This window comes from Gemmobacter aquaticus, from assembly GCF_007859075.1.
GTDB classification, from domain to species: Bacteria; Pseudomonadota; Alphaproteobacteria; order Rhodobacterales; family Rhodobacteraceae; genus Gemmobacter; species Gemmobacter aquaticus.
Genome location: NZ_VOAK01000011.1, coordinates 235,477 through 257,766 on the forward strand (window position 1 = coordinate 235,477; position 22,290 = coordinate 257,766).

The following is a 22,290-nucleotide window of genomic DNA, read 5'->3' on the forward strand; positions in this document are numbered from 1 at the left end:
GAATTTGGTGGCATCCGGGCCCGTCTGCAATGCATCTCGACGTCCTTGACCTGCGAAACTTCTACTATCGCACGCAGCTTGGCCGCGTGGCGCAGCGGGCGATCAGGGATCAGGTCGTGTCCATGTGGCCGCCCGCGCCGGGCATGACGGTGGCTGGATTCGGCTTTGCCGTGCCGCTGCTGCGCCCCTACCTGCCTGAGGCGCGTCGTGTGATCGGACTGATGCCGGGCCCGCAAGGTGTGATGCCTTGGCCTGCGGGCATGGAGAATGTCAGCGTCCTGTGCGAGGAGACCGCCTGGCCCCTCTCGACCGGATTTGTGGACCGGCTGGTGCTGATGCACGGGCTGGAAACCTCGGAGCAGCCTTCGGCGGTGCTGGAGGAATGCCAGCGTGTCCTCGGTCCGGGTGGCAAGGCGCTGTTCATCGTGCCGAACCGGTCCGGGCTTTGGGCGCGGGGCGACGGCACGCCCTTCGGCTTTGGCCGCCCCTATTCGTTGCGCCAGCTTGAGGCGCAGTTGAAGCGCCACGGCTTCACCCCCGAGCGTCATGTCGCGGCGCTGTATGCCCCGCCCTCGGCGCGGCGCTTCTGGCTGCGTACCGCCGCGTTCTGGGAGGGGGCAGGGCGCCGCTTTGCGCCATGGATGGCAGGCGGCGTCCTGATGGTCGAGGCGTCAAAGCAGGTCTATGCCCCGACGCGCGGCGGCCTTGGTGCCGTCGTGCGAAAACCGCTGAAGGTGTGGGAGGGCGTGGGGCAGCCCGCGCCAGAACCCGTCATGGGCCGCAGTCCCGCCCCAAGGGTGCCCTCGCCCCAAGGTATCAGATGACGCGCACCTGCGTCCCGATCGGGCAGAGATCGAAAAGTTCGGCGATCATCTCGTTGTAAAGGCCAATGCAGCCGTCCGAGGATTTGCGCCCGATCTTGCGGGTGTCATGGGTCCCGTGGATGATATAGGCGGGCCATCCCAGATACATCGCATGGGTGCCCAGCGGGTTCTGCGGGCCGGGGCCGATCGGCTTCCAGTCAGGGTAGCGCTGCATCTGCGACGGGGTCGGCGTCCACGAGGGGCCGACTTTCTTGCGCACGATGGTGGTGTAGCCGCGCTTTGTCAGCTCATCCGTCAGCGGAACAGAGGTGGGATAGATCCGGTAGTCGGCGCCATCCGCGCTCCAGAAATGCAGGGCACGCGACACGGTATCGGCCACGATCGCGCCTTTGCCGAGGCTGTCGAAGTGGTCGCGCCAGTTCTGCATCACAAAACTCGACAGGTTGTTACGCACATTCTCGTCCGACGAGGCCAGTGCGCGTCCGGCGACGCTGGTCGCAAGCGTGGCTGCCAGCCCCTGTGAAAGTACGGCGCGGCGCGAGAACTTGGAAAGCATGCGGTATCTCCGGTAGGTGCGGCGCAGAGGTGGGCGCCGACAGTCTGTTCGCGGGCAGCATCGTATAGGCCACGACGCGGTGCGCAACCGGGGGTGGCGGCATCTGACGGGAAGTTGAAGCACGGTCGGCGGCATTCCGTGGCAGCCGGACGCCCGGTCTTCCCGAAGGTCGGGCGCGCCGGGCGTTGTCAGAAATCCGGTCGATTCTGCGGCATCGCGCCCCTCGCTGATGCAGGGCGTGCATCTTGATAAGACCCGTGGCGGGCAGGCGCGCGATGTTTGCGTCAAACAAGCCCGATTCAGCACCTGTTCACGGTTGCGGCATTGGTATGCGTCTGCTAGAGACGCCTCGAATTTGAGACGCATGATCATCATGCGCCAACAATAGCCTCTGGCCTGAGCGGCGCCTGTCGCCGGCTCGCGCGGGTCAGGGGCAAGCAGCGGAAGGGTTGTCGTGTCCGAAACAGCTTCGATCTCCTCCGGCATTGCCGCGCGCTACGCAACTGCCCTGTTCGACCTTGCTAAGGACGACAAGGGCCTGAAGGCACTGGAAGGGGATGTCGATGCGATCGACGCTGCCCTGAGTGCCTCGGCCGACCTGCGCGATCTGATCTCCTCGCCGATCTATTCCCGGGAAGATCAGTCCAATGCCATCGCGGCCATCGCCGCCAAGGCGGGCCTCTCGGCCCTGACCTCGAACACACTGGCCCTTATGGCCTCCAAGCGCCGCCTGTTCGTGCTGCCGCAACTGGTAGCCGACCTGCGTGCCCGCATCGCGGCCGAGAAGGGCGAGGTGACCGCCGAGGTGACCGCCGCCGCCGCGCTGAGCACGGAACAGACCGAAAAGCTGGCTGCGACGCTGAAGGCGCGCGTCGGCAAGGATGTCAAAGTGAAGCTGGCCGTCGATGAAAGCCTCATCGGTGGTCTTGTCGTCAAGCTGGGCTCGACCATGATCGACACGTCGATCAAGTCCAAGCTCGCGGCTCTCCAGAATGCAATGAAAGAGGTTGGGTGAGATGGGAATCCAGGCTGCTGAGATCTCTGCGATCCTCAAGGAGCAGATCAAGAACTTCGGCAAGGACGCCGCTGTTGCCGAAGTCGGCCGCGTGCTGTCGGTCGGTGACGGTATTGCGCGCGTTCACGGGCTGGACAACGTCCAGGCCGGCGAGATGGTGGAATTCCCCGGCGGTATCCGTGGGATGGCGCTGAACCTCGAAGTTGACAACGTCGGTATCGTTATCTTCGGTTCGGACCAGGACATCAAGGAAGGCGACACCGTCAAGCGCACCAAGTCCATCGTGGACGTGCCGGCCGGTAACGCGCTTCTGGGCCGTGTTGTGGACGGTCTGGGCAACCCGATCGACGGCAAAGGCCCGATCGCGGCCACCGAGCGTCGCGTGGCCGACGTGAAGGCCCCCGGCATCATCCCGCGCAAATCGGTGCACGAGCCGATGGCGACCGGCCTCAAGGCCATCGACGCCATGATCCCCGTTGGCCGCGGCCAGCGCGAACTGATCATCGGCGACCGTCAGACCGGCAAGACCGCCGTGGCGCTCGACACCATCCTGAACCAGAAGGCCTATAACGACGCCGCTGGCTCGGATGAATCGAAGAAGCTCTACTGCATCTATGTCGCCATCGGGCAAAAGCGCTCGACCGTGGCGCAGCTGGTGAAGAAGCTGGAAGAGACCGGCGCCATCGACTACACGATTGTCGTTGCCGCCACCGCCTCGGACCCCGCGCCGATGCAGTTCCTCGCGCCCTATTCGGCGACCGCGATGGCGGAGTTCTTCCGCGACAACGGCCGTCACGCCCTGATCATCTATGATGACCTGTCGAAACAGGCCGTCGCCTACCGCCAGATGTCGCTCTTGCTGCGCCGTCCGCCGGGGCGTGAAGCCTATCCGGGCGACGTGTTCTACCTCCACTCGCGTCTGCTGGAGCGTTCGGCCAAGCTGAACGAGGATTTCGGCGCCGGCTCGCTGACCGCGCTGCCGATCATCGAAACCCAGGGCGGCGACGTGTCGGCCTTTATTCCGACGAACGTGATCTCGATCACCGACGGCCAGATCTTCCTAGAAACCGAACTGTTCTACCAGGGCATCCGTCCGGCAGTGAACACCGGTCTGTCCGTGAGCCGCGTGGGTTCGTCGGCCCAGACCAACTCGATGAAGACCGTGGCCGGCCCGGTGAAACTGTCGCTCGCCCAGTACCGCGAGATGGCGGCCTTTGCCCAGTTCGGTTCGGACCTCGACGCCTCGACCCAGGCCCTGCTGAACCGTGGCGCGCGCCTGACCGAGCTCATGAAGCAGCCGCAATACTCGCCGCTGACCAACGCGGAAATCGTCTGCGTGATCTACGCAGGCACCGCGGGCTTCCTCGACCGCGTTGCTGTCAAGGACGTGGGCCGCTTTGAAGCGGGTCTGCTTGCCTATCTGCGCAACCAGCGCAAGGACATCCTCGAGTGGCTGACCAACAGCGACCCGAAGATCAAGGGCGCTGATGAAGAGAAACTGAAGGCTGCGATCGCTGATTTCGCCAAGACCTTCGCTTGATCGGTCTGAGGGGACAGGGACATGCCCAGCCTTAAGGACCTGAAAAACCGGATCGGAAGCGTCAAGAACACGCGGAAGATCACGAAGGCCATGCAGATGGTGGCGGCGGCGAAACTTCGCCGCGCCCAGGATGCTGCCGAAGCGGCCCGCCCCTATGCGGAACGGATGAACTCCGTGATCGCGGGGCTGGCCTCGTCGGTCGGCGGTTCGGACGGGGCGCCGCGCCTGCTTGCGGGCACCGGCGACGACCGTGTGCATCTGCTGGTGGTGATGACAGCGGAACGCGGCCTCTGCGGCGGCTTCAACTCGACGATCGTGCGTCTGGCCCGTGCCCATGCCAACCAGCTTCTGGCGCATGGCAAGGTGGTCAAGATCCTGACCGTAGGCAAGAAAGGCCGCGAGCAGCTGCGCCGCGATCTGGGCGACAAGTTCGTCGGCCATGTCGATCTGGCCGAGGTCAAGCGCGTGGGCTATGCCAACGCGCAAGACATCGCGCGCGACATCCTCTCCCGCTTTGAAGGCGGCGAGTTTGACGTGGCGACGATCTTCTTCAACCGCTTCCAGTCGGTGATCAGCCAGATCCCGACGGCACAGCAGATCATCCCGGCCCAGCCGGGCGAGGCGACCACGACCGCGCTCTATGACTATGAGCCGGGCGAAGAGGCGATCCTTGCAGACCTGCTGCCGCGCGGTGTGGCCACGCAGATCTTCACCGCACTGCTTGAGAACGGGGCGTCCGAACAGGGTGCCCGGATGAGCGCGATGGACAACGCGACCCGCAACGCGGGCGACATGATCAACAAGCTGACGATCCAGTACAACCGGAGCCGTCAGGCCGCGATCACCAAAGAGCTTATCGAAATCATCTCGGGCGCCGAGGCGCTCTGACGACCCGAACGGAGAAACGAAATGGCACAAGCACAAGGCAAAGTGACCCAGGTCATCGGCGCCGTCGTGGACGTTCAGTTCGATGGCGCGCTGCCGGCGATTCTGAATGCACTGATCACCGACAACAACGGCAAGAAACTGGTTCTGGAAGTCGCCCAGCATCTGGGTGAGAACACCGTCCGCACCATCGCCATGGACGCGACCGAAGGTCTGGTCCGTGGGGCTCCGGTGTCTGACACCGGCGCGCCGATCTCGGTGCCGGTGGGCGACGCGACGCTGGGCCGCATCCTGAACGTCATCGGCGAGCCGGTGGACGAAAAGGGTCCGGTCGTGGCGAAGGAAACCCGCGCCATCCACCAGCCCGCCCCGGACTTCGCCTCGCAGGCAACCGAGAGCCAGGTCCTCGTGACCGGCATCAAGGTCATCGATCTGCTGGCCCCCTACGCCAAAGGCGGCAAGATCGGCCTCTTCGGCGGCGCCGGTGTGGGCAAGACGGTTCTGATCATGGAACTGATCAACAACATCGCCAAGGTGCACTCGGGCTTCTCGGTGTTCGCCGGCGTGGGTGAACGGACCCGTGAAGGCAACGACCTGTATCACGAGATGATCGAATCGGGCGTTATCAAGACCGACAATCTGGCGGAATCGAAAGTGGCGCTGGTGTACGGTCAGATGAACGAACCGCCGGGCGCGCGTGCCCGCGTGGCGCTGACCGGCCTGACGCTGGCCGAGCAGTTCCGCGACCAGTCGGGTACGGACGTGCTGTTCTTCGTGGACAACATCTTCCGCTTTACCCAGGCCGGTTCGGAAGTGTCCGCTCTGCTGGGCCGTATTCCTTCGGCCGTGGGCTACCAGCCGACGCTGGCGACCGACATGGGCGCGCTGCAAGAGCGCATCACCTCGACCAAGAACGGCTCGATCACCTCGGTGCAGGCGATCTACGTTCCGGCCGACGACCTGACCGACCCGGCGCCCGCCACCTCGTTCGCCCACCTCGACGCTACGACCGTTCTGTCGCGTGCGATCTCGGAACTCGGGATCTACCCGGCCGTGGACCCGCTCGACTCGACTTCGCGTCTGCTGGACCCCGCCGTCATCGGGCAAGAGCACTATGACGTGGCCCGTCAGGTTCAGGGCATCCTTCAGCGCTACAAGTCGCTGCAGGACATCATCGCCATCCTCGGCATGGACGAACTGAGCGAAGAGGACAAGCTGACCGTGGCCCGCGCCCGGAAGATCCAGCGTTTCCTGTCGCAGCCCTTCGACGTGGCGAAGGTCTTCACCGGTTCGGACGGCGTTCAGGTTCCGCTGGAAAAAACCATCGCCTCGTTCAAGGCAGTGGTGAACGGCGAATATGACCACCTGCCGGAAGCCGCCTTCTATATGGTTGGCGACATCGAGGAAGTGAAAGCCAAGGCCCAGAAACTCGCTGCGGCTGCGGCGTAAGGGGGCTTGAGAATGGCCAACACCCTGCAATTCGACCTGGTGTCGCCCGAACGGAAGCTTGCTTCCGTTCAGGCCACCGAGGTGCAGATCCCGGGGACCGACGGCGACATGACGGCGATGGAGGGCCACGCGGCCACCATCACCACCCTGCGCCCCGGCATCCTGAAGGTGATCGGCCCGCAAGGGACGCAGGCTTTCGCCGTGACTGGCGGCTTTGCCGAGATTGGCGCCTCTGCTGTGACTGTTCTGGCCGAGCGTGCGATCCCGACCGAGGAATTGACCGGAGCGGTGGTCGACGATCTGGTTGCCGAAGCGCGTTCGCTGGTGGCGAAGGCGCCTGCCGACCAGAAAGATGCGGCGGAAAAGCTGGTCAATGACCTGCTGGCCCTGCGCGGCACCGGACATCACTGACGGCAAGCACCGTTGATCTAAGAGAAAGGCCCCGCATTGCCGGGGCCTTGATCATTTTGTAGGCTTTGTAAAAACGAACTGTTCAGGGCCATTTCAGGCCGCACCAACCGGGCGATTGATGAAGCGTTTCAATACGACTGCCTTTGGCATCTTGCAGGGAAGCCGCGTGCTGTTTGCCGATTTTGCGAATGGTGGCGTCATGTGGACGGGGAAGGGGCCGCGCGAAAGTCGGGTCTCGGTGACCTTCGATGAGCCGTTCATCGCCCCACCCGCCGTGATGGTCGGCATCTCGATGTGGGATATCGACCACCGACAGAACTCACGCGCCGATATCAGCGCCGAAAGCATCACCACCGAGGGGTTCGAGATCGTCTTCCGCACATGGGAGGATACGCGCGTCGCCCGTATCCGCGCCGACTGGACTGCGATCGGGCCCTTGCGCGACGACGATCAATGGGACGTGCATTAGGGGGCAGCGGATCCGCTGCCCACCGTAAGCGGGGTTCAGCTGCGCTGATAGATGCCCTCATAGATCGGCACCAGCGTATCGGTTTCAAACAGCGACGACACCGAAGTGCCGTGCCATGTGTTCAGGATCGCCTGTGCAAACATCGGCGCGGTCGGCACGATACGGATATTGGGGCAGTTCTTCACGGCCTCGGTCGGCTCGATGGAGTCGGTGATCACCAGCGACTTCATGACCGAGTTCTGAACGCGCTCAACAGCGGGGCCCGACAGCACGCCATGGGTGATATAGCTGTGAACCTCGGTTGCGCCAGCTTCGATCAGCGTCTCGGCCGCCTTGCAGAGCGTGCCTGCCGTGTCACAGATGTCATCGACGATGATGCACTTGCGCCCACGAACGTCGCCGATCACTGTCATGCCTGCAACCTCGCCGGCCTTTTCGCGGCGCTTGTCGACGATGGCGAGGGGGGCGTTGATGCGCTTGGCGATGTCACGCGCGCGGGCCACACCACCCACATCGGGCGAGACGACCATCAGATCATCCATCTGGCCCTTGAAATTGTGTTCGATATCGAGGCTGAAGACCGGGCTTGCGTAGAGGTTGTCGACGGGGATGTCGAAGAAGCCCTGGATCTGGGCGGCGTGCAGATCCAGCGTCAGGACGCGGTCGATGCCGGCCTCGGTCAGCAGGTTTGCCACCAGCTTGGCCGAAATGGGCGTGCGCGCCTTGGCGCGGCGATCCTGACGGGCGTAACCGAAATAGGGGATCACAGCAGTGATGCGGTCGGCCGATGAACGGCGCAAGGCATCGGTGATGATCAGAAGTTCCATCAGGTTGTCGTTCGCCGGGCGCGAGGTCGACTGGATGATGTACATATCCTCGCCACGCACATTCTCGAACACTTCAACGAAGATTTCCTGATCGTTGAACCGCTCTACGCGGGCATCCACCAGTCCCACCTGCATGCCCCGATGCATCGACATGCGACGCGCGATCGAATTGGCAAGGCTTCGGTTCGCGTTGCCCGAGATGAGCTTCGGTTCGGTCATGGCAGCCATGTTTCTGGGTCCTGTAATCCGTGGGCCTTGGGATTCGCGCGGTGGCGCGCGGTTGACACCGCTTATCACCGGGCTAGGCTCGGCGCAAATCGCGAGACAGGAAAGGACGCCATCAATGCGCCGGATTACCTATTATTTTTCACCCGTTTCGCCCTTTGTCTATCTGGCGGGCAACCGGCTGGAAGAGGTCGCCGCCCGCCACGGTGCGCAGATCGACTATCGCCCGGTTGATCCAACTGCGCTTTTCGCCCGCACGGGTGGAGTGCCGCTTGCCGAAAGGCATGAAAGCCGCAAGGCCTATCGCCTGCAAGAGCTGCGCCGGCAGGCGAAGAAACTGGGGGTGCCCATCAACGTGCAGCCCGTTTTCTGGCCGGTCAACCCTGCGCCTGCGGCCTATGCGATCATTGCGGCCGACCGGGCAGGGGGCGGCGATACCGGGGCACTGGCGCAATCGCTTGCACGCGCCTGCTGGGCCGAGGATCGCAATATTGCCGACGACGCAGTGATTCATGAGCTTCTGGCGAAGGCCGGCTTCGATCCCAAGGTTGCCGACCGTGGCATCCTGACCGCGGCTGAAACCTATGCCGACAACCTTGAGGACGCGGTGGCGCAAGGCGCCTTCGGCGTGCCCTTCTATATCACGGGCGACGAACGGTTCTGGGGGCAGGACCATATCGAGGATCTGGACCTGCATCTGTCCGGCACGCTTTAAGCGAAAATGGGGCGGAAAATACCCCGCCCCGCTCGCCTTACGCCACGATCTTCTGCGGGCGTGTCAGTTCCTCGGGCCGCAGGACGCGGTCCAGCCGGGCCTGGCTCATCAAACCTTTTTCCAGAACCAGCTCATAGACGCCGCGACCTGTACGGTGTGCCTCCATCGCGACATCGGTTGCCGCCGCATAGCCAATATAGGGGTTTAGGGCGGTAACAAGGCCGATCGACTGCTCCACGCTTTCGCGCAGGCGCTCGCGGTTTGCGGTGATGCCGCGCACGCAGTTTTCTTCCAGCGTCTTGCAGGCCGCAGTCAGATGGCCGACCGAGCGGAAAAGGCTGTAGGCGATCACGGGCTCAAAGGCATTGAGCTGCAACTGGCCGCCCTCTGCTGCCATGGTGATGGTCATATCATTGCCGATCACCTCGAAGGCGACCTGGTTGACCACCTCGGGGATGACAGGGTTCACCTTGCCCGGCATGATCGACGATCCGGCCTGTTTGGCGGGCAGGTTGATCTCGTTAAAACCGGCGCGCGGGCCAGACGACAGAAGCCGCAGGTCGTTGCAGGTCTTGGACAGCTTCACCGCAACCCGTTTGAGCACACCCGACACCTGCACGAAGGCGCCGCAGTCCTGCGTGGCTTCCACAAGGTCGGCGGCCGTCACGACCGGAATGCCCGTCACCTCGGCCAGCCGCGCCCGGACGCGTTCGGCATAGTCGGGATGGGCGGTGATGCCGGTGCCGATCGCGGTGGCGCCCAGGTTGATCTCGCGGATCAGTTGGGCGGCTTCGGCAAGGCGGGCCTCATCCTCACCCAGCATGATGGCATAGGTGTTGAACTCTTGCCCCAGGGTCATCGGGACGGCTTCCTGCAATTGGGTGCGGCCCATCTTCAGCACGTCCGAGAATTCGGCCGCCTTCTCGGCAAAGGCGCCGCGCAGCGATGCCATCGCCGCAATCAGGCGGTGCATTCCGGCCCAGGCTGCAAGGCGCAGCGCGGTCGGGTAGACGTCGTTGGTCGACTGGCTGAGATTCACATGCTCGTTGGGGTGCAGGAAGCGGTACTCGCCCTTGCGGTGGCCAAGGATTTCCAGCGCGCGGTTGGCGATCACCTCGTTGGCGTTCATGTTGGTCGAGGTGCCGGCCCCGCCCTGGATCTGGTCCACGATGAACTGATCGTGCAGCTTGCCCGCGCGGATTTCCTCGCAGGCGGCGACAATGGCGTCGCGGCGATCGGCAGAAAGCAGGCCCAGATCGGCATTGGCCAGCGCCGCGGCCTGCTTGATCGCGGCCAGCGCCTCGATCAGGTCAGGGGCCTGCCCGATGGTCTGGCCCGAGATCGCAAAGTTTTCCACCGCCCGCAGGGTATGCACGCCCCAATAAGCCGTCATCGGCACGTCGCGGTCGCCAAGAAGGTCGTGTTCGCTGCGGGTTCTTTTCATGGTCTCTTTCACATGCAGGGGCCTGGGCCGCTCAAGGGGGATGCCCTGGCGGTCATGCAGGCTTGGACTGAGTTATGATCGTCAGGCACCCTCCCCGGCGCCTGAGGCATGAGATACGCGTGATTATTCCGCATATCCAATGCCGATATTGCTATGGTTATTCCGTTTTGGAATAACTTTGTACGACAGCCTCGGCGGCCTGCCAGACCCGGTTCGTCAAACCGCGCCCACGTGCGGCGTTGCGATAGAGCCGGATCTCCATGGGTAACTCGGGTCCGACAACGGCAAGCCGCCCGTCCGCCAGTTCGGGGGCCACCATCCGCCGGGGCAGCCAGACGATGCCGTGCCCCTCGACCGCCATGCTTTTCATGGCTTCGGCCATGCTGGCCTCGTTGGTATGCGCAACATAGACACGCGGCGCGCCGGGCTGGGCCTGCGCGATGGCGGCAAGGGTTCCAAGGAACGATCCCCGCGAATATTGCAATAGCGGCATCGCCTCGCCCTCGGTCGCCCATAGGGCCGGGCGGTTGGGTTTCGCCACGGCAACCAGCGTGTCCTGACCCACCGCCAGATGCGGATAGAGCCGCGGGTCCAGTGGCGTGGGCACGGCATCATGGTGGAAGGTCAGGAAGAAGTCGTAGCCACCTTCCGTCAGTGCCTCGATACAGCGGTCATAGTTCTCGGGCTTCACGCGGCTGGCGATGGGTCCAAGCGCGTCGCGCAACTGCGTGAGCCAGGTGGGCAGGAAGGTCACAGTCAGGCTGTGCAGCGCGACAAGGGCGATGACGGGGCCGCTGTCCTTCTGGTGGCGGAACTCGGCCCTGCGCGCCTGGATCATCCGCACCGCCTCTTCGGCGGTTTCGCGGAAGAGCTTGCCTTCGGGCGTCAGCGTCACGGGAAAGCTGTCGCGGTTCAGAAGCTCGGCCCCCAGCCAGTCCTCCAGCGCGCGGATCCGGCGAGAGAAGGCGCTTTGCGTCACGCCCCGCTGCTCGGCCGAGCGCGAAAAGCTGTGCGTCTCGCAAAGCGACAGAAAATCCTCAAGCCATTTGAAATCCATGCAGGCCTCCTGCGGTTCATGCTATCGCTGGGCGCAAGCGGGGGAAAGCACCGCTGAAGGGAAGGGGGCAGCATGGCACGGATCGATCTGAACAGTGATCTGGGCGAAGGGTATGGCGCCTGGACGATGGGCGACGATGCGGCGATGCTAGCGGTGGTGAGTTCCGCCAATGTGGCCTGTGGCTTTCATGCGGGCGATCCTGCCGGGATCCTTTCTACCTTGCGCGAGGCGGCGGCGCGCGGGGTCGCGGTCGGTGCCCATGTGGGTTACCCGGACCGCGTTGGATTTGGCCGGCGCCCTATGGATGTGGCGCCAGCCGATCTTGAGGCGGATGTGATCTATCAGATCGGTGCGCTGCAGGGGTTGGCGCGGGCGGCTGGCACGCGGGTCAGCTATGTGAAACCGCATGGCGCGCTCTACAACACCATCGCCCATGATGCACGGCAGGCGGCGGCGGTGATCGCCGGGGTGCGCGCTGTCGATCCCTCGCTTGTGCTGATGGGGCTGGCCGGGGCGCCGGTGCTGGCGCAGGCGCAGGCGGCGGGTCTTGCCGTCATGGCCGAGGCCTTTGCCGACCGGGCCTACCAGCCCGACGGCCAGCTCGTTTCCCGGCGCGAGGCGGGCGCGGTTTTGCACGATCCAGATATGGTTGCGGCGCGCATGCTGCGGCTGGCGACCGAAGGCGTGATCGAAGCTGTCGATGGCTCTTTCCTGCGGCTGGAGGCCGGCAGCATCTGCGTGCATGGCGACAGCCCCGGCGCCGTCGCCATGGCGCGCCAGATCCGCGAGACGCTGGTTCAGGCGGGCGTCACCATAGCGCCCTTCACGGGCGGGGCCTGATGCGGCCCCGCGCCGGTGATCAGACCTCGACGCTGACTGCGCCCATGGGATGCGAACAGCAGGCAAGAATGTAGCCCGCCGCGATATCGTCCTCGCTGATGCCACCGTTGTGCACCATATGCACCTCGCCCGAGGTCTTTTTGACCTTGCAGGTCCCGCAAAGGCCGAAGGTGCAGCCCGACGGGATGTTCAGCCCCGACCGCTTGGCGACGGCAAGAACAGTGTCGGTCTCGGCGCAGGTGGTTGTCACGCCCGAGGCTGCGAAGGTGATCGCCGCGCCCGCATCGCTGGGGATGACATCGGCCAGCACCGGAGCCTCGGATTCATTGGCCACGGCCAGACCGAAGCTTTCCTGATGATAGCGGCTCATGTCATAGCCGAGGGCGTTCAGCATGTCGCGCACGGCCTGCATGAAGGGCTCGGGCCCGCAGCAAAAGACCTCTCGGTCCAGATAATCGGGTGCCATCAGACCCAGCATGATCTGATTGAGCCGCCCGCGATAGCCGGGCCAGGTGCGGAAGGGGTCAGGCTGGCCCACCGTGAAGCGCAACTGCAATCCCGGCACCCGGTTGGCGAACTGCTCCAACCGTTCGCGGAACAGGATCTCGGACGGCCTCTTGGCGGAATGGACAAAGACGATGTCCGGCATTTCGCCCGAATCCCAGGCCCAGGTCGTCATCGACATCATGGGCGTGATGCCCGTTCCGGCCGAGATGAAGAGGTATTTCCTGGCCTTGTGCTTGTGCGACGTGAAGATGCCATTGGGGCCGTAAGCCTTGATCTTCATTCCCGGCTTCAGGTGATCCAACATCCAGCGCGTGCCGATCGATCCCGTCTGCGCCTTGGCCGTGATCGAGATCGACAGCGGGCGCGAGGGGCTGGACGAGATGGTGTAGGTGCGCTGCACGTTGCCGCCCGGAACCGGAAGATCCAGCGTCAAGAACTGGCCAGGCTGATAGTCGAACCACGCGCCCGAAGGCGCGCGGAAGGTGAAGGTGGCGGTGTCGGTGGTTTCCGGCACGATCATGGCACATTCCAGCAACTCGCTGTCGTTCCATGGCTCAGCCGACCAGTTGGCGCGTGTCTGTCCCATGGCTTACTCCGCAGCGACGGCGGGCTGGGGTGCCAGCCGGTCTGTCATCGTTCCGCAATACCAGTCGACGAACTGGATCACGCCCTCTTCCTGAATGGTCGAATAGGGGCCGGGCTCATAGGCGGGCGAGAGGATGCCCTTCTGGTTCTCTTCAACGACCTGACGATCCTCGTCATTGGTGTTCATCCAGACCTCGGTCAGGTTCGGGATGTCATAGTCAACGCCCTCGACCGCATCCTTGTGCACCAGCCATTTCGTGGTCACCTCGGTTTCGGTCGGGCTGATCGGCAGGATGCGGAAGACGATCGCGTGATCGGCGAGGAAGTGGTTCCAGGTGTTCGGGTAATGGAAGAACAGCAGGCTTCCCGCATCGCTGAAGGGCATCTGTCCCATGCGGCGCGCCACGGCTGCCTTTGTGGACATCGTATAGCTTTCGGCGTTGTTCAGCAGCGGGATGCGCGCCAGCCGCCATTGCATGCGGGGATGATTGGTAAAGCGTGACGGCAGACCTGCGGCCTCGCAGCGCTGCCAATGCGCCAGAATGTCAGGGCTGGCGGCGTCGGGGCCTTCCATCGCAGTCATGCGCGGGTTGTCGGAATAGGTCCGGCACAGCGAGGGGTGCGAGCCACCGCAGTGATAGCATTCGCGGTTGTTCTCGATCACCAGCTTCCAGTTGCCCTTCTCGATGATGGTCGAGGAATGGGCGACCTTGGCATCCTTGAGGCCCGAGGGCGCGAGATAGGTCATCAGCTTGGGCGCAAGTTCGCTGATCGGCGGCGGCACTTCTGCAAGGCAGATGAAGACCATGCCGCCCAGATCGACGCAGTGCACCTTTTTCAGCCCATGCGCGGCCAGATCGAAGCTGTCCTGCATGTCGCGGGCATAGACGAGCTTGCCATCCAGATCGTAGGTCCACTGGTGATAGGGGCACACGAGCTTGGGCGTACTGCCTGTTTCCTTGGCGCACAGGCGCTGGCCGCGGTGACGGCAGACGTTGTGGAAAGCGCGGATCATGCCATCGGCAGCGCGGGTAATGACCACCGGATAGGCGCCCACCTGCAGCGTGGCAAAGTTCCCGGTTTTCGGGATTTCGCAGGACGGAATGGCAAACAGCCATTCGCGGTAGAACACATGCTCCAGATCCATCTGGAACACACCGTCATCGCAATAAAGGTCGCGGTCGAGCGAATAATTCTGACGGCGCGCGCCAAGGCGCGCCAGCATGTCGGGCTGGCTGAGCATCTGATCCTCGCTGACCCTGCGCCTCCCCGCGCCGGGCGTTCCTGTTGGTCGGCAGGCAGCGACCGGGGGACCGCCTCCACGCGGGTCCGGCCACGGGCCCTGCCGTGGTTGATGTCGGGCTGGTTTCCGGGCTGGGGAAGCGGCCTGGCAGGCCACCTGAGGCACCTTCCCGGGTTGCCCCAGTGGCTTTTGCCGCAGTCTTCCGTCACCGTTGCGGGGGCAGCGCCGGTCTTGCACCGGCTTCCCAATTCTCCGCCTGATGGGCGGCACCTGACGCCCTGACCGTAAGACGAAAGCGACATGCGTGATGTGCGTTTTGCGACATTGCGGGCAGCAAATGCGGTGCGGGCGAAATCAGCGGCGCGGGAAGGGGCGTGACAGGCTGGCGGCACCCTCGGCGCCGAAACGCCATGGCCAGTCGGTCGCGCGCGAGATGCCGATGCGCGGCCCGACAAGCAGGGGCAGGCGCTGGCCAGTGACGATCTGGAAGTCCTCTGCGCCAAACGGCCGCCCGTCATCTGCGCCAGTGATCCCCATAGCCTGAGCAAGCCGCCCCGGACCAGCTGCGATCCTTGGCCCGGTCTGGCCCCGGCGGCTTTCCATCAGCGCCTGCCCTTCGACCGGGGCGAGCGCCCGCAAAAGAACCGCCTCGCCACGCTGGCAGACCACGTTCAGGCACCAGTGGATGCCGTAGCTTCGATAGACATAGGCGTAGCCGGCGGGGCCGAACATCGTGGCGTTGCGTGGCCGTGGGCCTGAAAAGCTGTGCGAGGCGGGATCATCGCGGCCATAGGCCTCGGTTTCGGTGATGATGCCCGTGCAGGGGCCGATCCGTAGCTGTGCGCCGATCAACTCTGGTGCGACGGCAAGGGCTGGCCTGTCAAAGTAGTCCGCCTGCAATGGCGGCTCTCTGGTCAGATCAGCGTCGCGATCAGCGTGGCCCAAAGGCATCCTCCGAGCAGTATGGCCGGGAGGATCCACCATCCGGCCATCATCCAGACTGTTGTCGTAACATGTGCAATGTTTCTGGACATCGGTAGGGGCCAAAGTTTGGGACTTTGATTCAGAGTCCGCTCGATTGTCCGATTTCGTCAACAATGCATCGTCGCTTCCGGCGATTTTATGCCGCTTGAGAAAGAAAGATCTTCAATGGGTTACCGGAAGTTTCTCACCCATTTTGCAGCTGCGAAAGGTCGGCGGGGGCATTGTGTGCATTTTGAAGGTTTAAAATAATGCTGTACCGTGTGGTGCCTGCGGGTGCGCTTGCATAGATATAGTGGCACTTTTTCCATTTTGGAAACGAATGCCCCGACTCTCGTCCTGCAACCTACCTTCGGTGCTGCGGTGCGGCATGGGGTGGGGTGCATGTGCGACCTGTGCGGGGTGATGCAGGATTGCCGCGGTGCAACTGCCCGTAAATCGGGCGTCGCGCGGATATGGGCCGAATCGACGGCGATGCACGGGGCTGGACGCCGGCCTGCCGCGCAGGGATGATGCCAAGATAACGAACGGGGGGCAGCATGTTGGCAGGCGCGACATTTCCGGATCTGCGGGGCAGGTCTGTTCTGATCACCGGGGGCGGATCGGGGATCGGCGCCGCCCTGACCGAGGGTTTTTTACGGCAGGGCGCCCGGGTGGCCTTTGTGCAGCGCCGCGATGGCGCGGCCTTTTGCGATGCGATGCAAGAGGCAACCGGCGTGCGCCCGCTGTTCCTGCGCTGCGATATCACCCAGACCGGGGCGCTGCGCGATGCGGTGGCCGAAGCGGCGCGCCTTCATGGCCCGATTGGCATTCTGGTGAACAATGCCGCCAATGACGAACGCCATGCCAGCCTCGATGTGACCGAGGCCTATTGGGATCAGGCTATGGCCGTGAACCTGCGCAGCTACTTTTTTGCGGCGCAGGCCGTGATCCCCGGCATGCGCGCCGCCGGGGGTGGGGCGATCGTCAATTTCTCGTCGATCAGCTATATGATGGGGCAGGCGGGTTATGCGGCCTATACGACGGCCAACTCTGGCATCAACGGCCTGACCCGCAGTCTTGCACGTGAGTTCGGGCCTGACCGGATCCGCGTGAATGCGCTCGCACCGGGCTGGGTGCTGACACAGCGGCAAAAGGATCTCTGGGCCACGCCCGAGGCGCTGGCTGGCCATCTGGCGCGCCAGTGCCTGCCCGATCCGCTGATGCCCGAGGATGTGGTGGGCGGCTGCCTGTTTCTTGCCTCTGACATCTCGCGCGCGATGACCGGGCAGGCGCTGGTGATAGATGGTGGCGTGGTCGTGACCGGCTGAGTCCTTTGCCACGGCGAATGTTCGCGCTATGTTCCGATCATGGCCAGTGCGATCGACCCCGCGATTCCCACCCTGCGCCCTGCCCGTGTGCATGAGGTGACCGGGCCGGGGGCTGTGGTCTTTGCGCTATGTCAGGCGGCGGGGCTGAAGGGTCCTGTCCTGTGGCTGACCCCTGATCACTGGCCCGAAGCGCTGTTTCCCACCGGGGTGGCCCGCCTGCTGCCGCCTGGGCGGCTGATCACCGCGACCGCACCCTCCGAGGTGGAACTGCTGTGGGCGGTGGAAGAGGGGCTGCGCTCGGGCGCGGTCGGGCTGGTCGTGGCGCGGCTGGACCGGCCCCTTGGTTTGACGGCGGGGCGGCGGCTGCAACTGGCCGCCGAGTCGGGCCGGGTAACCGGGCTGATGATCGTGCGTGAGGGTGCGGGCAGCCCGGCTGCGGAAACGCGCTGGACCTGCACGCCCGAGGCGGCAGAGGACTCGACTCGGATGCGTTGGTCGCGTATCAAGAACAAAAAGGGAACATGTGGGGAATGGCAGGTGAGTCTGCATGGGACGTCGCATTCTGTCACTGTGGTTTCCGCGACTGGCCAGCGAGCGGTCGCTGCGCGAGAGGGGGGCTGAGGGGCCCTTCGCGCTGGTGCTGCGCGCGGGCAACCGGGACCATCTGCATTGCCTGAACCCGGCGGCCGAGGCGCGGGGGCTGCAACGTGGGCTGGCGTTGGCCGATGCGCGGGCCTTTTGCCCTGATCTGGTGACCCGGCCGGCCGATCTGGCAGCCGAGGCGGGGTTTCTACGCGCGCTCTGCCGCTGGATGGAACGCTATGCACCCTTTGTGGCCCGCGAAGGCGCAGATGGGCTGGTGGCCGACATCACCGGGGTGGCGCATCTCTTTGGCGGCGAGGCTGCGCTGCGCGCCGATCTGACGGCACGGCTGGCGCGGGCGGGGCTGACGGTGACGGCTGGTATCGCGGGCACCCGTGGTGCGGCGCATGCGCTGGCCCGCCATGGCGGCGGGATCGCCGCAGCAGGGGCCGAGGGGGCGGCCTTGCGTCCGCTTCCCGTATCGGCGCTGCGGCTGGACCATGATACGGTCGAGGGCTTGGGCCGGCTTGGGCTGAAGCGCATCGGCGATCTGATGGGCCTGCCACGCGGTCCGGTTGCGCGGCGCTTTGGGCAGGGGGTATTCCTGCGGCTGGATCAGGCGCTTGGCGCCTCGGCCGAGCCCCTGTCGCCTGACCGGGCCGAGCCGCATTTCGGCGTGCGCATGGCCCTGCCCGAGCCGATCGGGCTGCTGCGCGATGTCGAGGCGGGGCTGCTGCGCCTGCTGGTCCGGCTGTGCGCGGCGCTGGCCCGGCATGAGGCAGGCGCGCGCCGCCTGCGACTGGAGATGCGGCGGGTCGACAGTTCCGACGCAGTGGTCGAGATCGGGCTGGCCCGGCCGATGCGTGATCCGCAGCGTATTCTCGCCCTGTTCCGCAAGGGCATCGACGAGGTGGATTCGGGCTTCGGGATCGAGCGGCTGCGCCTGACCGCCCCGCTGGTCGAGCCGCTGCCGCCTGAACAATATGGCCGGCCCCGTCCCGCCGGGGATGAACCTCTGGCTGATCTGGTCACCCGGCTGGGCAACCGGCTGGGCTTTGGCCGCATCCGTGTCTTTCACCCCGAAGACAGCCATATCCCCGAGCGCAGCTTTTCCAGCCGCCCTTTCGCCAGCCTGTCGGCGGCAACGGCACAGCCGGGCGCCCCATGGCCCGTGGGGGCAGAGCGTCCGGTCACGATTTTTGCGCCCGAGCCCGTCTTTCCCGCGCCCGAGATTGCGGAAGGGCCGGTCACCCCGCCTGCGCGCTTTGTCTGGCGCCGGATGCAGATGGCGACCGCCCGCGCCACGGGGCCAGAGCGTATCGCACCCGAATGGTGGAGCGATGATCCGGCCTGGCGCGGCGGCCTGCGCGACTACTGGAAGGTAGAGACGCGGCAGGGGCGGCGGTTGTGGATGTTCCACACGCCACAGGCGCCGGGCTGGCATGTGCAGGGGGAATTTGCATGAAACCGGGCTATGCCGAGCTTTGCGTCACCTCGAACTTCACCTTCCTGACCGGGGCCTCGCACCCGGAAGAACTGGTGGCGCGCGCGGCCGAACTGGGGCTTGCCGCCATCGCCATTACCGACCGGAACTCACTGGCCGGGGTGGTCCGGGCGCATGTGGCATTGCGTGAACTGGCCCGCGCGCAGGCCGAGAATGCGGCGACCGGAGGAGCAGAGGTGCGTGGACAAAAGCGGCAGGACCCCTCCAGCCGCCAGATCTCGGGCGGGGTGCGGCTGCCTGTGCCCGAGGCGCCCCTGCCACGGCTGATCATCGGCGCGCGACTCGTGCTGCGCGACACGCCAGTCGAATGGCTGGCCCTGCCCACGGATCGCCCGGCCTATGCCCGGCTGTCGCGGCTGATCACGCTTGGCCGGCGGCGCGCGGCCAAGGGCGATTGCGAGTTGCGACTGGCCGATCTGCTTGAGGGGGGCGAGGGGCTGGTCTTCATCGCCCTGCCGCCCGACCCGCTGGTGGGTCAGGTCAAGGGCGACCCCGGAGCCATATCCCGCATGGCGCGGACCTTTCCGGGGCGGCTCTATCTTGGGGCAGTGCCGCGCTATGACGGGCAAGACCAGCACCGTCTGGCCGCATTGGCGCAGATGGCCGACCGGGCGGGCCTGCCCATGGTCGCGGCGGGCGATGTGCTGATGCACCGGGCCGCCCGCCGGGCGCTGGCCGATGTGCTGACCTGCCTGCGTGAAGGCTGCACCCTGGCTGAACTGGGCCGCCGCGCCCTGCCCAATGCCGAGCGCCGCCTGAAGACGGCGGCCGAGATGACCCGGCTCTTCCGCCATTACCCCGAGGCGGTGGCCCGCACGCTGGAGGTGGCGGCGCGGTGCCGGTTCAGTCTGGACGAGCTGAGCTATGAATACCCCGATGAGGCGGGCGATGGTGGTGCCGAACCCGCCCAAGCCCGGCTGGAGCGACTGGTGGCCGAGGGGCTGGAAGACCCCGCACGCTATCCAGACGGGGTGGATGGGGCGATCCGGGCACGGGCGGCGCATGAGCTCGATCTGATCCGCCGCATGAACTATGCACCCTATTTTCTGACGGTGCATGATCTGGTGGTCTTTGCCCGCGGGCGCGGCATCCTGTGTCAGGGGCGCGGTTCGGCGGCCAATTCGCTGGTCTGCTATACGCTGGGTGTGACCGAGGTGCCGCCCGGAACCACGCTGATGGTGTTTGAGCGTTTCATCTCGGAAGAACGCGGCGAGCCGCCCGACATCGATGTGGATTTTGAGCATGAGCGGCGCGAGGAGGTGATCCAGCACATCTATGACCGCTATGGCCGCGACCGGGCCGGGCTCACGGCGACGGTGATCCATTTCCGCGGCCGGGCGGCGGTGCGCGAGGTGGGCAAGGTCATGGGTCTTAGTCAGGATGTGCTGGCTGCCATTGCGGGGCAAAGCTGGGGCTGGTCGTCCAGCCCGCCCGATCCGGGACGGTTGCGCGAACTGGGGCTTGATCCCGCCGACCGGCGGCTGGCGCTGACCCTGCGGCTGATCGCCGAGATCATCGGCTTTCCGCGGCATCTGTCGCAGCATGTGGGTGGCTTTGTCATCACCCGTGGCCGTCTGGACGAGCTTTGCCCGATCGAAAACGCCACGATGGAGGGGCGCACGGTCATTGAATGGGACAAGGATGATATCGATGCGCTGGGCATCCTGAAGGTGGATGTGCTGGCGCTTGGCATGCTGACCTGCCTGCGCAAGGCGTTCGACCTGCTGGCCGCGCATGAACGCCGGCAGGTCAGCCTGTCCGCCATGCGCGATGAGGACCCGCGCGTCTATGACATGCTCTGCCGGGCCGATGCGGTGGGGGTCTTTCAGGTGGAAAGCCGGGCACAGATGAATTTTCTGCCCCGGATGCGGCCACGCTGCTTTTACGATCTGGTGATCGAGGTGGCGATCGTGCGCCCCGGCCCGATTCAGGGCGGGATGGTCCATCCCTTCATCCGCCGCCGCAACGGGCAAGAGGCGGTGGAATGGCCGTCCGAGGCCTTGCGTGGCGTGCTGGGGCGCACGCTTGGGGTGCCCTTGTTTCAGGAGCAGGCCCTGCAGATCGCAGTGGTGGCCGCGGGCTTTTCTCCGGGCGAGGCGGACCGGTTGCGCCGCAGCCTTGCCACCTTCCGACGTATGGGCACCATCGGCGGCTTCCGCGACAGGTTCATCGACGGGATGCTGGCCAATGGCTATGACGCCGATTTCGCAGCCCGCTGCTTTGCCCAGATCGAGGGGTTTGGCGAATACGGCTTTCCCGAAAGCCATGCCGCGAGCTTTGCCATTCTGGTCTATGCCTCGGCCTGGATGAAGTGCCACTACCCGGCGGTCTTTGCCTGCGCGCTGCTCAACAGCCAGCCCATGGGGTTTTATGCCCCCGCGCAGATCGTGCGCGACGCGCGCGAGCATGGGGTGGAGGTGCGGCCCGTCTCGGTCAACCACTCGTTCTGGGACAACACGCTGGAGCGGCGGGGGGACGGGGCGCTGGCACTTCGGCTTGGTTTCCGGCAGGTCAAGGGCATCGGGGCCGAGGATGGGGCCTGGATTGCCGCGGCGCGGGGCAACGGCTGGCCTGACGTCGAAAGCCTGTGGCGCCGGGGCGGCATCCGCGCCGAGGTGCTGGAACGGCTGGCCGAGGCGGATGCCTTTTCCTGCATGGGGCTGGGTCGCCGCGCGGCCCTGTGGGAGGTGCGGGCCCTGCGCGCGCCCCGTCCGCTGCCGCTGTTCGAGCCTGCCGATGGCGAGGGGCTGGCAGAACCCGCCGTCGCCCTGCCCGCCATGTCGCAGGGAGAGCAGGTGGTCGAGGACTATCTGTCCACCCGGCTCAGCCTGCGGGCCCATCCGCTGGCCTTGATGCGTGCAGGCTTGCCGGGCGTTCTGCCGCATGACCGGCTGGGGGCTGCGCGCGGACGTGTCACGGTCTGCGGGCTGGTCATCACCCGGCAGAGGCCTGGAACGGCCTCGGGCGTGATCTTCCTGACACTGGAGGATGAGACCGGCGTTTCAAACATCGTGGTCTGGCCCAAGGTCTATGAACGCTTCCGCCGCGCGGTGATCGGCGGGCGGCTGCTGCGCGTCACGGGCCAGATCCAGCGCGAGGGCGAGGTGATCCACCTGATCGCCTGGCAGATCGAGGATATGTCGGAACGGCTGTCTGACCTTGGCGCCCCGCCGGGGGGCGGCCTTGACCCGGCCCGCGGTCGCGCCGATGAGGCCCGCCCGCCGATCATCGCGCGCGGCACCCCGACCCGCGCGCGGCACCCGCGCGATCAGGCAAAGGTGCTGTTTCCAAGCCGGGACTTTCACTAGGCGGCCATTGGGT

General features: G+C 65.2%; 20 protein-coding genes and 1 riboswitch. Of the genes, 13 read left to right on the plus strand and 7 right to left on the minus strand.

Annotated elements, in window-relative coordinates:
* The first annotated feature begins 29 nt into the window (after positions 1 to 29).
* The gene (locus FQU74_RS03155; protein WP_146284978.1) at positions 30 to 824 is read left to right on the plus strand and encodes a class I SAM-dependent methyltransferase; all 795 of its coding nucleotides are present in this window, start codon (positions 30 to 32) and stop codon (positions 822 to 824) included.
* Here FQU74_RS03155 and FQU74_RS03160 read toward each other — a convergent pair.
* The gene (locus tag FQU74_RS03160) at positions 817 to 1,380 is read right to left on the minus strand and encodes a L,D-transpeptidase (RefSeq protein ID WP_146284979.1); all 564 of its coding nucleotides are present in this window, start codon (positions 1,378 to 1,380) and stop codon (positions 817 to 819) included. The genes FQU74_RS03155 and FQU74_RS03160 overlap by 8 nt on opposite strands.
* Positions 1,381 to 1,834: 454 nt before the next feature.
* Here FQU74_RS03160 and FQU74_RS03165 point away from each other — a divergent pair, with 454 nt between their 5' ends.
* From FQU74_RS03165 to FQU74_RS03190, 6 genes are all read left to right on the plus strand, one after another.
* Positions 1,835 to 2,395: a F0F1 ATP synthase subunit delta gene (locus tag FQU74_RS03165; protein ID WP_146284980.1), complete on the plus strand. Its 561-nt coding sequence runs from the start codon at positions 1,835 to 1,837 to the stop codon at positions 2,393 to 2,395.
* A gap of 1 nt (position 2,396) precedes the next feature.
* The gene (atpA, locus tag FQU74_RS03170; RefSeq protein ID WP_146284981.1) at positions 2,397 to 3,935 is read left to right on the plus strand and encodes a F0F1 ATP synthase subunit alpha; all 1,539 of its coding nucleotides are present in this window, start codon (positions 2,397 to 2,399) and stop codon (positions 3,933 to 3,935) included.
* 21 nt (positions 3,936 to 3,956) lie between these two features.
* Positions 3,957 to 4,823, plus strand: a complete 867-nt coding sequence (locus FQU74_RS03175) for a F0F1 ATP synthase subunit gamma (protein ID WP_146284982.1) — start codon at positions 3,957 to 3,959, stop codon at positions 4,821 to 4,823.
* 21 nt (positions 4,824 to 4,844) lie between these two features.
* The gene (gene atpD, locus FQU74_RS03180) at positions 4,845 to 6,269 is read left to right on the plus strand and encodes a F0F1 ATP synthase subunit beta (RefSeq protein WP_146284983.1); all 1,425 of its coding nucleotides are present in this window, start codon (positions 4,845 to 4,847) and stop codon (positions 6,267 to 6,269) included.
* A gap of 12 nt (positions 6,270 to 6,281) precedes the next feature.
* Complete coding sequence (locus tag FQU74_RS03185) at positions 6,282 to 6,680, plus strand: F0F1 ATP synthase subunit epsilon (RefSeq protein WP_146284984.1); 399 nt, start codon at positions 6,282 to 6,284, stop codon at positions 6,678 to 6,680.
* Positions 6,681 to 6,798: 118 nt separating this feature from the next.
* A complete protein-coding gene (locus tag FQU74_RS03190; protein WP_146284985.1) occupies positions 6,799 to 7,149 on the plus strand; it encodes an H-type lectin domain-containing protein in 351 nt (116 codons plus the stop codon).
* 35 nt (positions 7,150 to 7,184) lie between these two features.
* Here the strand turns inward: FQU74_RS03190 and FQU74_RS03195 are convergent, their stop codons facing one another.
* On the minus strand, positions 7,185 to 8,204 hold the full coding sequence (locus tag FQU74_RS03195) for a ribose-phosphate pyrophosphokinase (protein WP_146284986.1): 1,020 nt from the start codon (positions 8,202 to 8,204) through the stop codon (positions 7,185 to 7,187).
* Positions 8,205 to 8,319: 115 nt separating this feature from the next.
* Here FQU74_RS03195 and FQU74_RS03200 point away from each other — a divergent pair, with 115 nt between their 5' ends.
* Positions 8,320 to 8,916 (plus strand): 2-hydroxychromene-2-carboxylate isomerase, encoded by a 597-nt coding sequence (locus tag FQU74_RS03200; RefSeq protein ID WP_146284987.1) that lies wholly within the window; start codon positions 8,320 to 8,322, stop codon positions 8,914 to 8,916.
* A 37-nt stretch (positions 8,917 to 8,953) separates the two neighbouring features.
* Here the strand turns inward: FQU74_RS03200 and aspA are convergent, their stop codons facing one another.
* Together aspA and FQU74_RS03210 are read right to left on the minus strand one after the other, a co-directional pair.
* Entirely contained in the window at positions 8,954 to 10,360 is a 1,407-nt protein-coding gene (aspA, locus tag FQU74_RS03205) for an aspartate ammonia-lyase (protein ID WP_146284988.1), read from the minus strand.
* Between the two features lie 157 nt (positions 10,361 to 10,517).
* Positions 10,518 to 11,417 carry a LysR substrate-binding domain-containing protein gene (locus FQU74_RS03210; protein ID WP_146284989.1) on the minus strand — a complete coding sequence of 300 codons (900 nt, stop codon included), beginning with the start codon at positions 11,415 to 11,417 and terminating at the stop codon, positions 10,518 to 10,520.
* Between the two features lie 72 nt (positions 11,418 to 11,489).
* Between FQU74_RS03210 and FQU74_RS03215 the strand changes: the two genes are divergently transcribed.
* Positions 11,490 to 12,257, plus strand: coding sequence for a LamB/YcsF family protein (locus FQU74_RS03215; RefSeq protein ID WP_146284990.1), 768 nt, complete (start codon positions 11,490 to 11,492; stop codon positions 12,255 to 12,257).
* Positions 12,258 to 12,276: 19 nt separating this feature from the next.
* Here FQU74_RS03215 and FQU74_RS03220 read toward each other — a convergent pair whose 3' ends face one another.
* The 3 genes from FQU74_RS03220 to FQU74_RS03230 form a co-directional block, all read right to left on the minus strand.
* A complete protein-coding gene (locus FQU74_RS03220; protein WP_146284991.1) occupies positions 12,277 to 13,350 on the minus strand; it encodes an FAD-binding oxidoreductase in 1,074 nt (357 codons plus the stop codon).
* Positions 13,351 to 13,353: 3 nt separating this feature from the next.
* Positions 13,354 to 14,592 (minus strand): aromatic ring-hydroxylating oxygenase subunit alpha, encoded by a 1,239-nt coding sequence (locus FQU74_RS03225; protein ID WP_146284992.1) that lies wholly within the window; start codon positions 14,590 to 14,592, stop codon positions 13,354 to 13,356.
* Positions 14,593 to 14,692: 100 nt separating this feature from the next.
* Positions 14,693 to 14,881: riboswitch (cobalamin riboswitch) on the minus strand.
* A gap of 65 nt (positions 14,882 to 14,946) precedes the next feature.
* Positions 14,947 to 15,537, minus strand: coding sequence for a DNA-3-methyladenine glycosylase (locus FQU74_RS03230; RefSeq protein WP_373288999.1), 591 nt, complete (start codon positions 15,535 to 15,537; stop codon positions 14,947 to 14,949).
* Between the two features lie 575 nt (positions 15,538 to 16,112).
* On the opposite strand from FQU74_RS03230, the gene FQU74_RS03235 reads away from it, so the two are divergent.
* From FQU74_RS03235 to FQU74_RS03250, 4 genes are read left to right on the plus strand one after another with little or no spacing between them, the layout of a single operon-like run.
* Positions 16,113 to 16,883 (plus strand): SDR family NAD(P)-dependent oxidoreductase, encoded by a 771-nt coding sequence (locus FQU74_RS03235; RefSeq protein WP_146284994.1) that lies wholly within the window; start codon positions 16,113 to 16,115, stop codon positions 16,881 to 16,883.
* A gap of 39 nt (positions 16,884 to 16,922) precedes the next feature.
* Positions 16,923 to 17,504, plus strand: a complete 582-nt coding sequence (locus FQU74_RS03240) for an ImuA family protein (protein WP_146284995.1) — start codon at positions 16,923 to 16,925, stop codon at positions 17,502 to 17,504.
* Positions 17,431 to 18,930 (plus strand): Y-family DNA polymerase, encoded by a 1,500-nt coding sequence (locus FQU74_RS03245; RefSeq protein ID WP_146284996.1) that lies wholly within the window; start codon positions 17,431 to 17,433, stop codon positions 18,928 to 18,930. The genes FQU74_RS03240 and FQU74_RS03245 overlap by 74 nt, the downstream gene beginning before the upstream one ends.
* Positions 18,927 to 22,277 (plus strand): error-prone DNA polymerase, encoded by a 3,351-nt coding sequence (locus FQU74_RS03250; protein ID WP_146284997.1) that lies wholly within the window; start codon positions 18,927 to 18,929, stop codon positions 22,275 to 22,277. Before FQU74_RS03245 ends, FQU74_RS03250 begins: the two co-directional genes overlap by 4 nt.
* Positions 22,278 to 22,290 lie beyond the last annotated feature (13 nt).

What these genes read in the sequence shown, in the direction of transcription:
- FQU74_RS03155 (WP_146284978.1), top strand. Translation starts at nt 30, where the DNA reads ATGCATCTCGACGTCCTTGACCTGCGAAACTTCTACTATCGCACGCAG.
- FQU74_RS03160 (WP_146284979.1), bottom strand. Translation starts at nt 1,380, where the DNA reads ATGCTTTCCAAGTTCTCGCGCCGCGCCGTACTTTCACAGGGGCTGGCA.
- atpA (WP_146284981.1), top strand. Translation starts at nt 2,397, where the DNA reads ATGGGAATCCAGGCTGCTGAGATCTCTGCGATCCTCAAGGAGCAGATC.
- FQU74_RS03175 (WP_146284982.1), top strand. Translation starts at nt 3,957, where the DNA reads ATGCCCAGCCTTAAGGACCTGAAAAACCGGATCGGAAGCGTCAAGAAC.
- atpD (WP_146284983.1), top strand. Translation starts at nt 4,845, where the DNA reads ATGGCACAAGCACAAGGCAAAGTGACCCAGGTCATCGGCGCCGTCGTG.
- FQU74_RS03185 (WP_146284984.1), top strand. Translation starts at nt 6,282, where the DNA reads ATGGCCAACACCCTGCAATTCGACCTGGTGTCGCCCGAACGGAAGCTT.
- FQU74_RS03190 (WP_146284985.1), top strand. Translation starts at nt 6,799, where the DNA reads ATGAAGCGTTTCAATACGACTGCCTTTGGCATCTTGCAGGGAAGCCGC.
- FQU74_RS03195 (WP_146284986.1), bottom strand. Translation starts at nt 8,204, where the DNA reads ATGGCTGCCATGACCGAACCGAAGCTCATCTCGGGCAACGCGAACCGA.
- FQU74_RS03200 (WP_146284987.1), top strand. Translation starts at nt 8,320, where the DNA reads ATGCGCCGGATTACCTATTATTTTTCACCCGTTTCGCCCTTTGTCTAT.
- aspA (WP_146284988.1), bottom strand. Translation starts at nt 10,360, where the DNA reads ATGAAAAGAACCCGCAGCGAACACGACCTTCTTGGCGACCGCGACGTG.
- FQU74_RS03210 (WP_146284989.1), bottom strand. Translation starts at nt 11,417, where the DNA reads ATGGATTTCAAATGGCTTGAGGATTTTCTGTCGCTTTGCGAGACGCAC.
- FQU74_RS03215 (WP_146284990.1), top strand. Translation starts at nt 11,490, where the DNA reads ATGGCACGGATCGATCTGAACAGTGATCTGGGCGAAGGGTATGGCGCC.
- FQU74_RS03220 (WP_146284991.1), bottom strand. Translation starts at nt 13,350, where the DNA reads ATGGGACAGACACGCGCCAACTGGTCGGCTGAGCCATGGAACGACAGC.
- FQU74_RS03225 (WP_146284992.1), bottom strand. Translation starts at nt 14,592, where the DNA reads ATGCTCAGCCAGCCCGACATGCTGGCGCGCCTTGGCGCGCGCCGTCAG.
- FQU74_RS03235 (WP_146284994.1), top strand. Translation starts at nt 16,113, where the DNA reads ATGTTGGCAGGCGCGACATTTCCGGATCTGCGGGGCAGGTCTGTTCTG.
- FQU74_RS03240 (WP_146284995.1), top strand. Translation starts at nt 16,923, where the DNA reads ATGGCCAGTGCGATCGACCCCGCGATTCCCACCCTGCGCCCTGCCCGT.
- FQU74_RS03245 (WP_146284996.1), top strand. Translation starts at nt 17,431, where the DNA reads ATGGGACGTCGCATTCTGTCACTGTGGTTTCCGCGACTGGCCAGCGAG.
- FQU74_RS03250 (WP_146284997.1), top strand. Translation starts at nt 18,927, where the DNA reads ATGAAACCGGGCTATGCCGAGCTTTGCGTCACCTCGAACTTCACCTTC.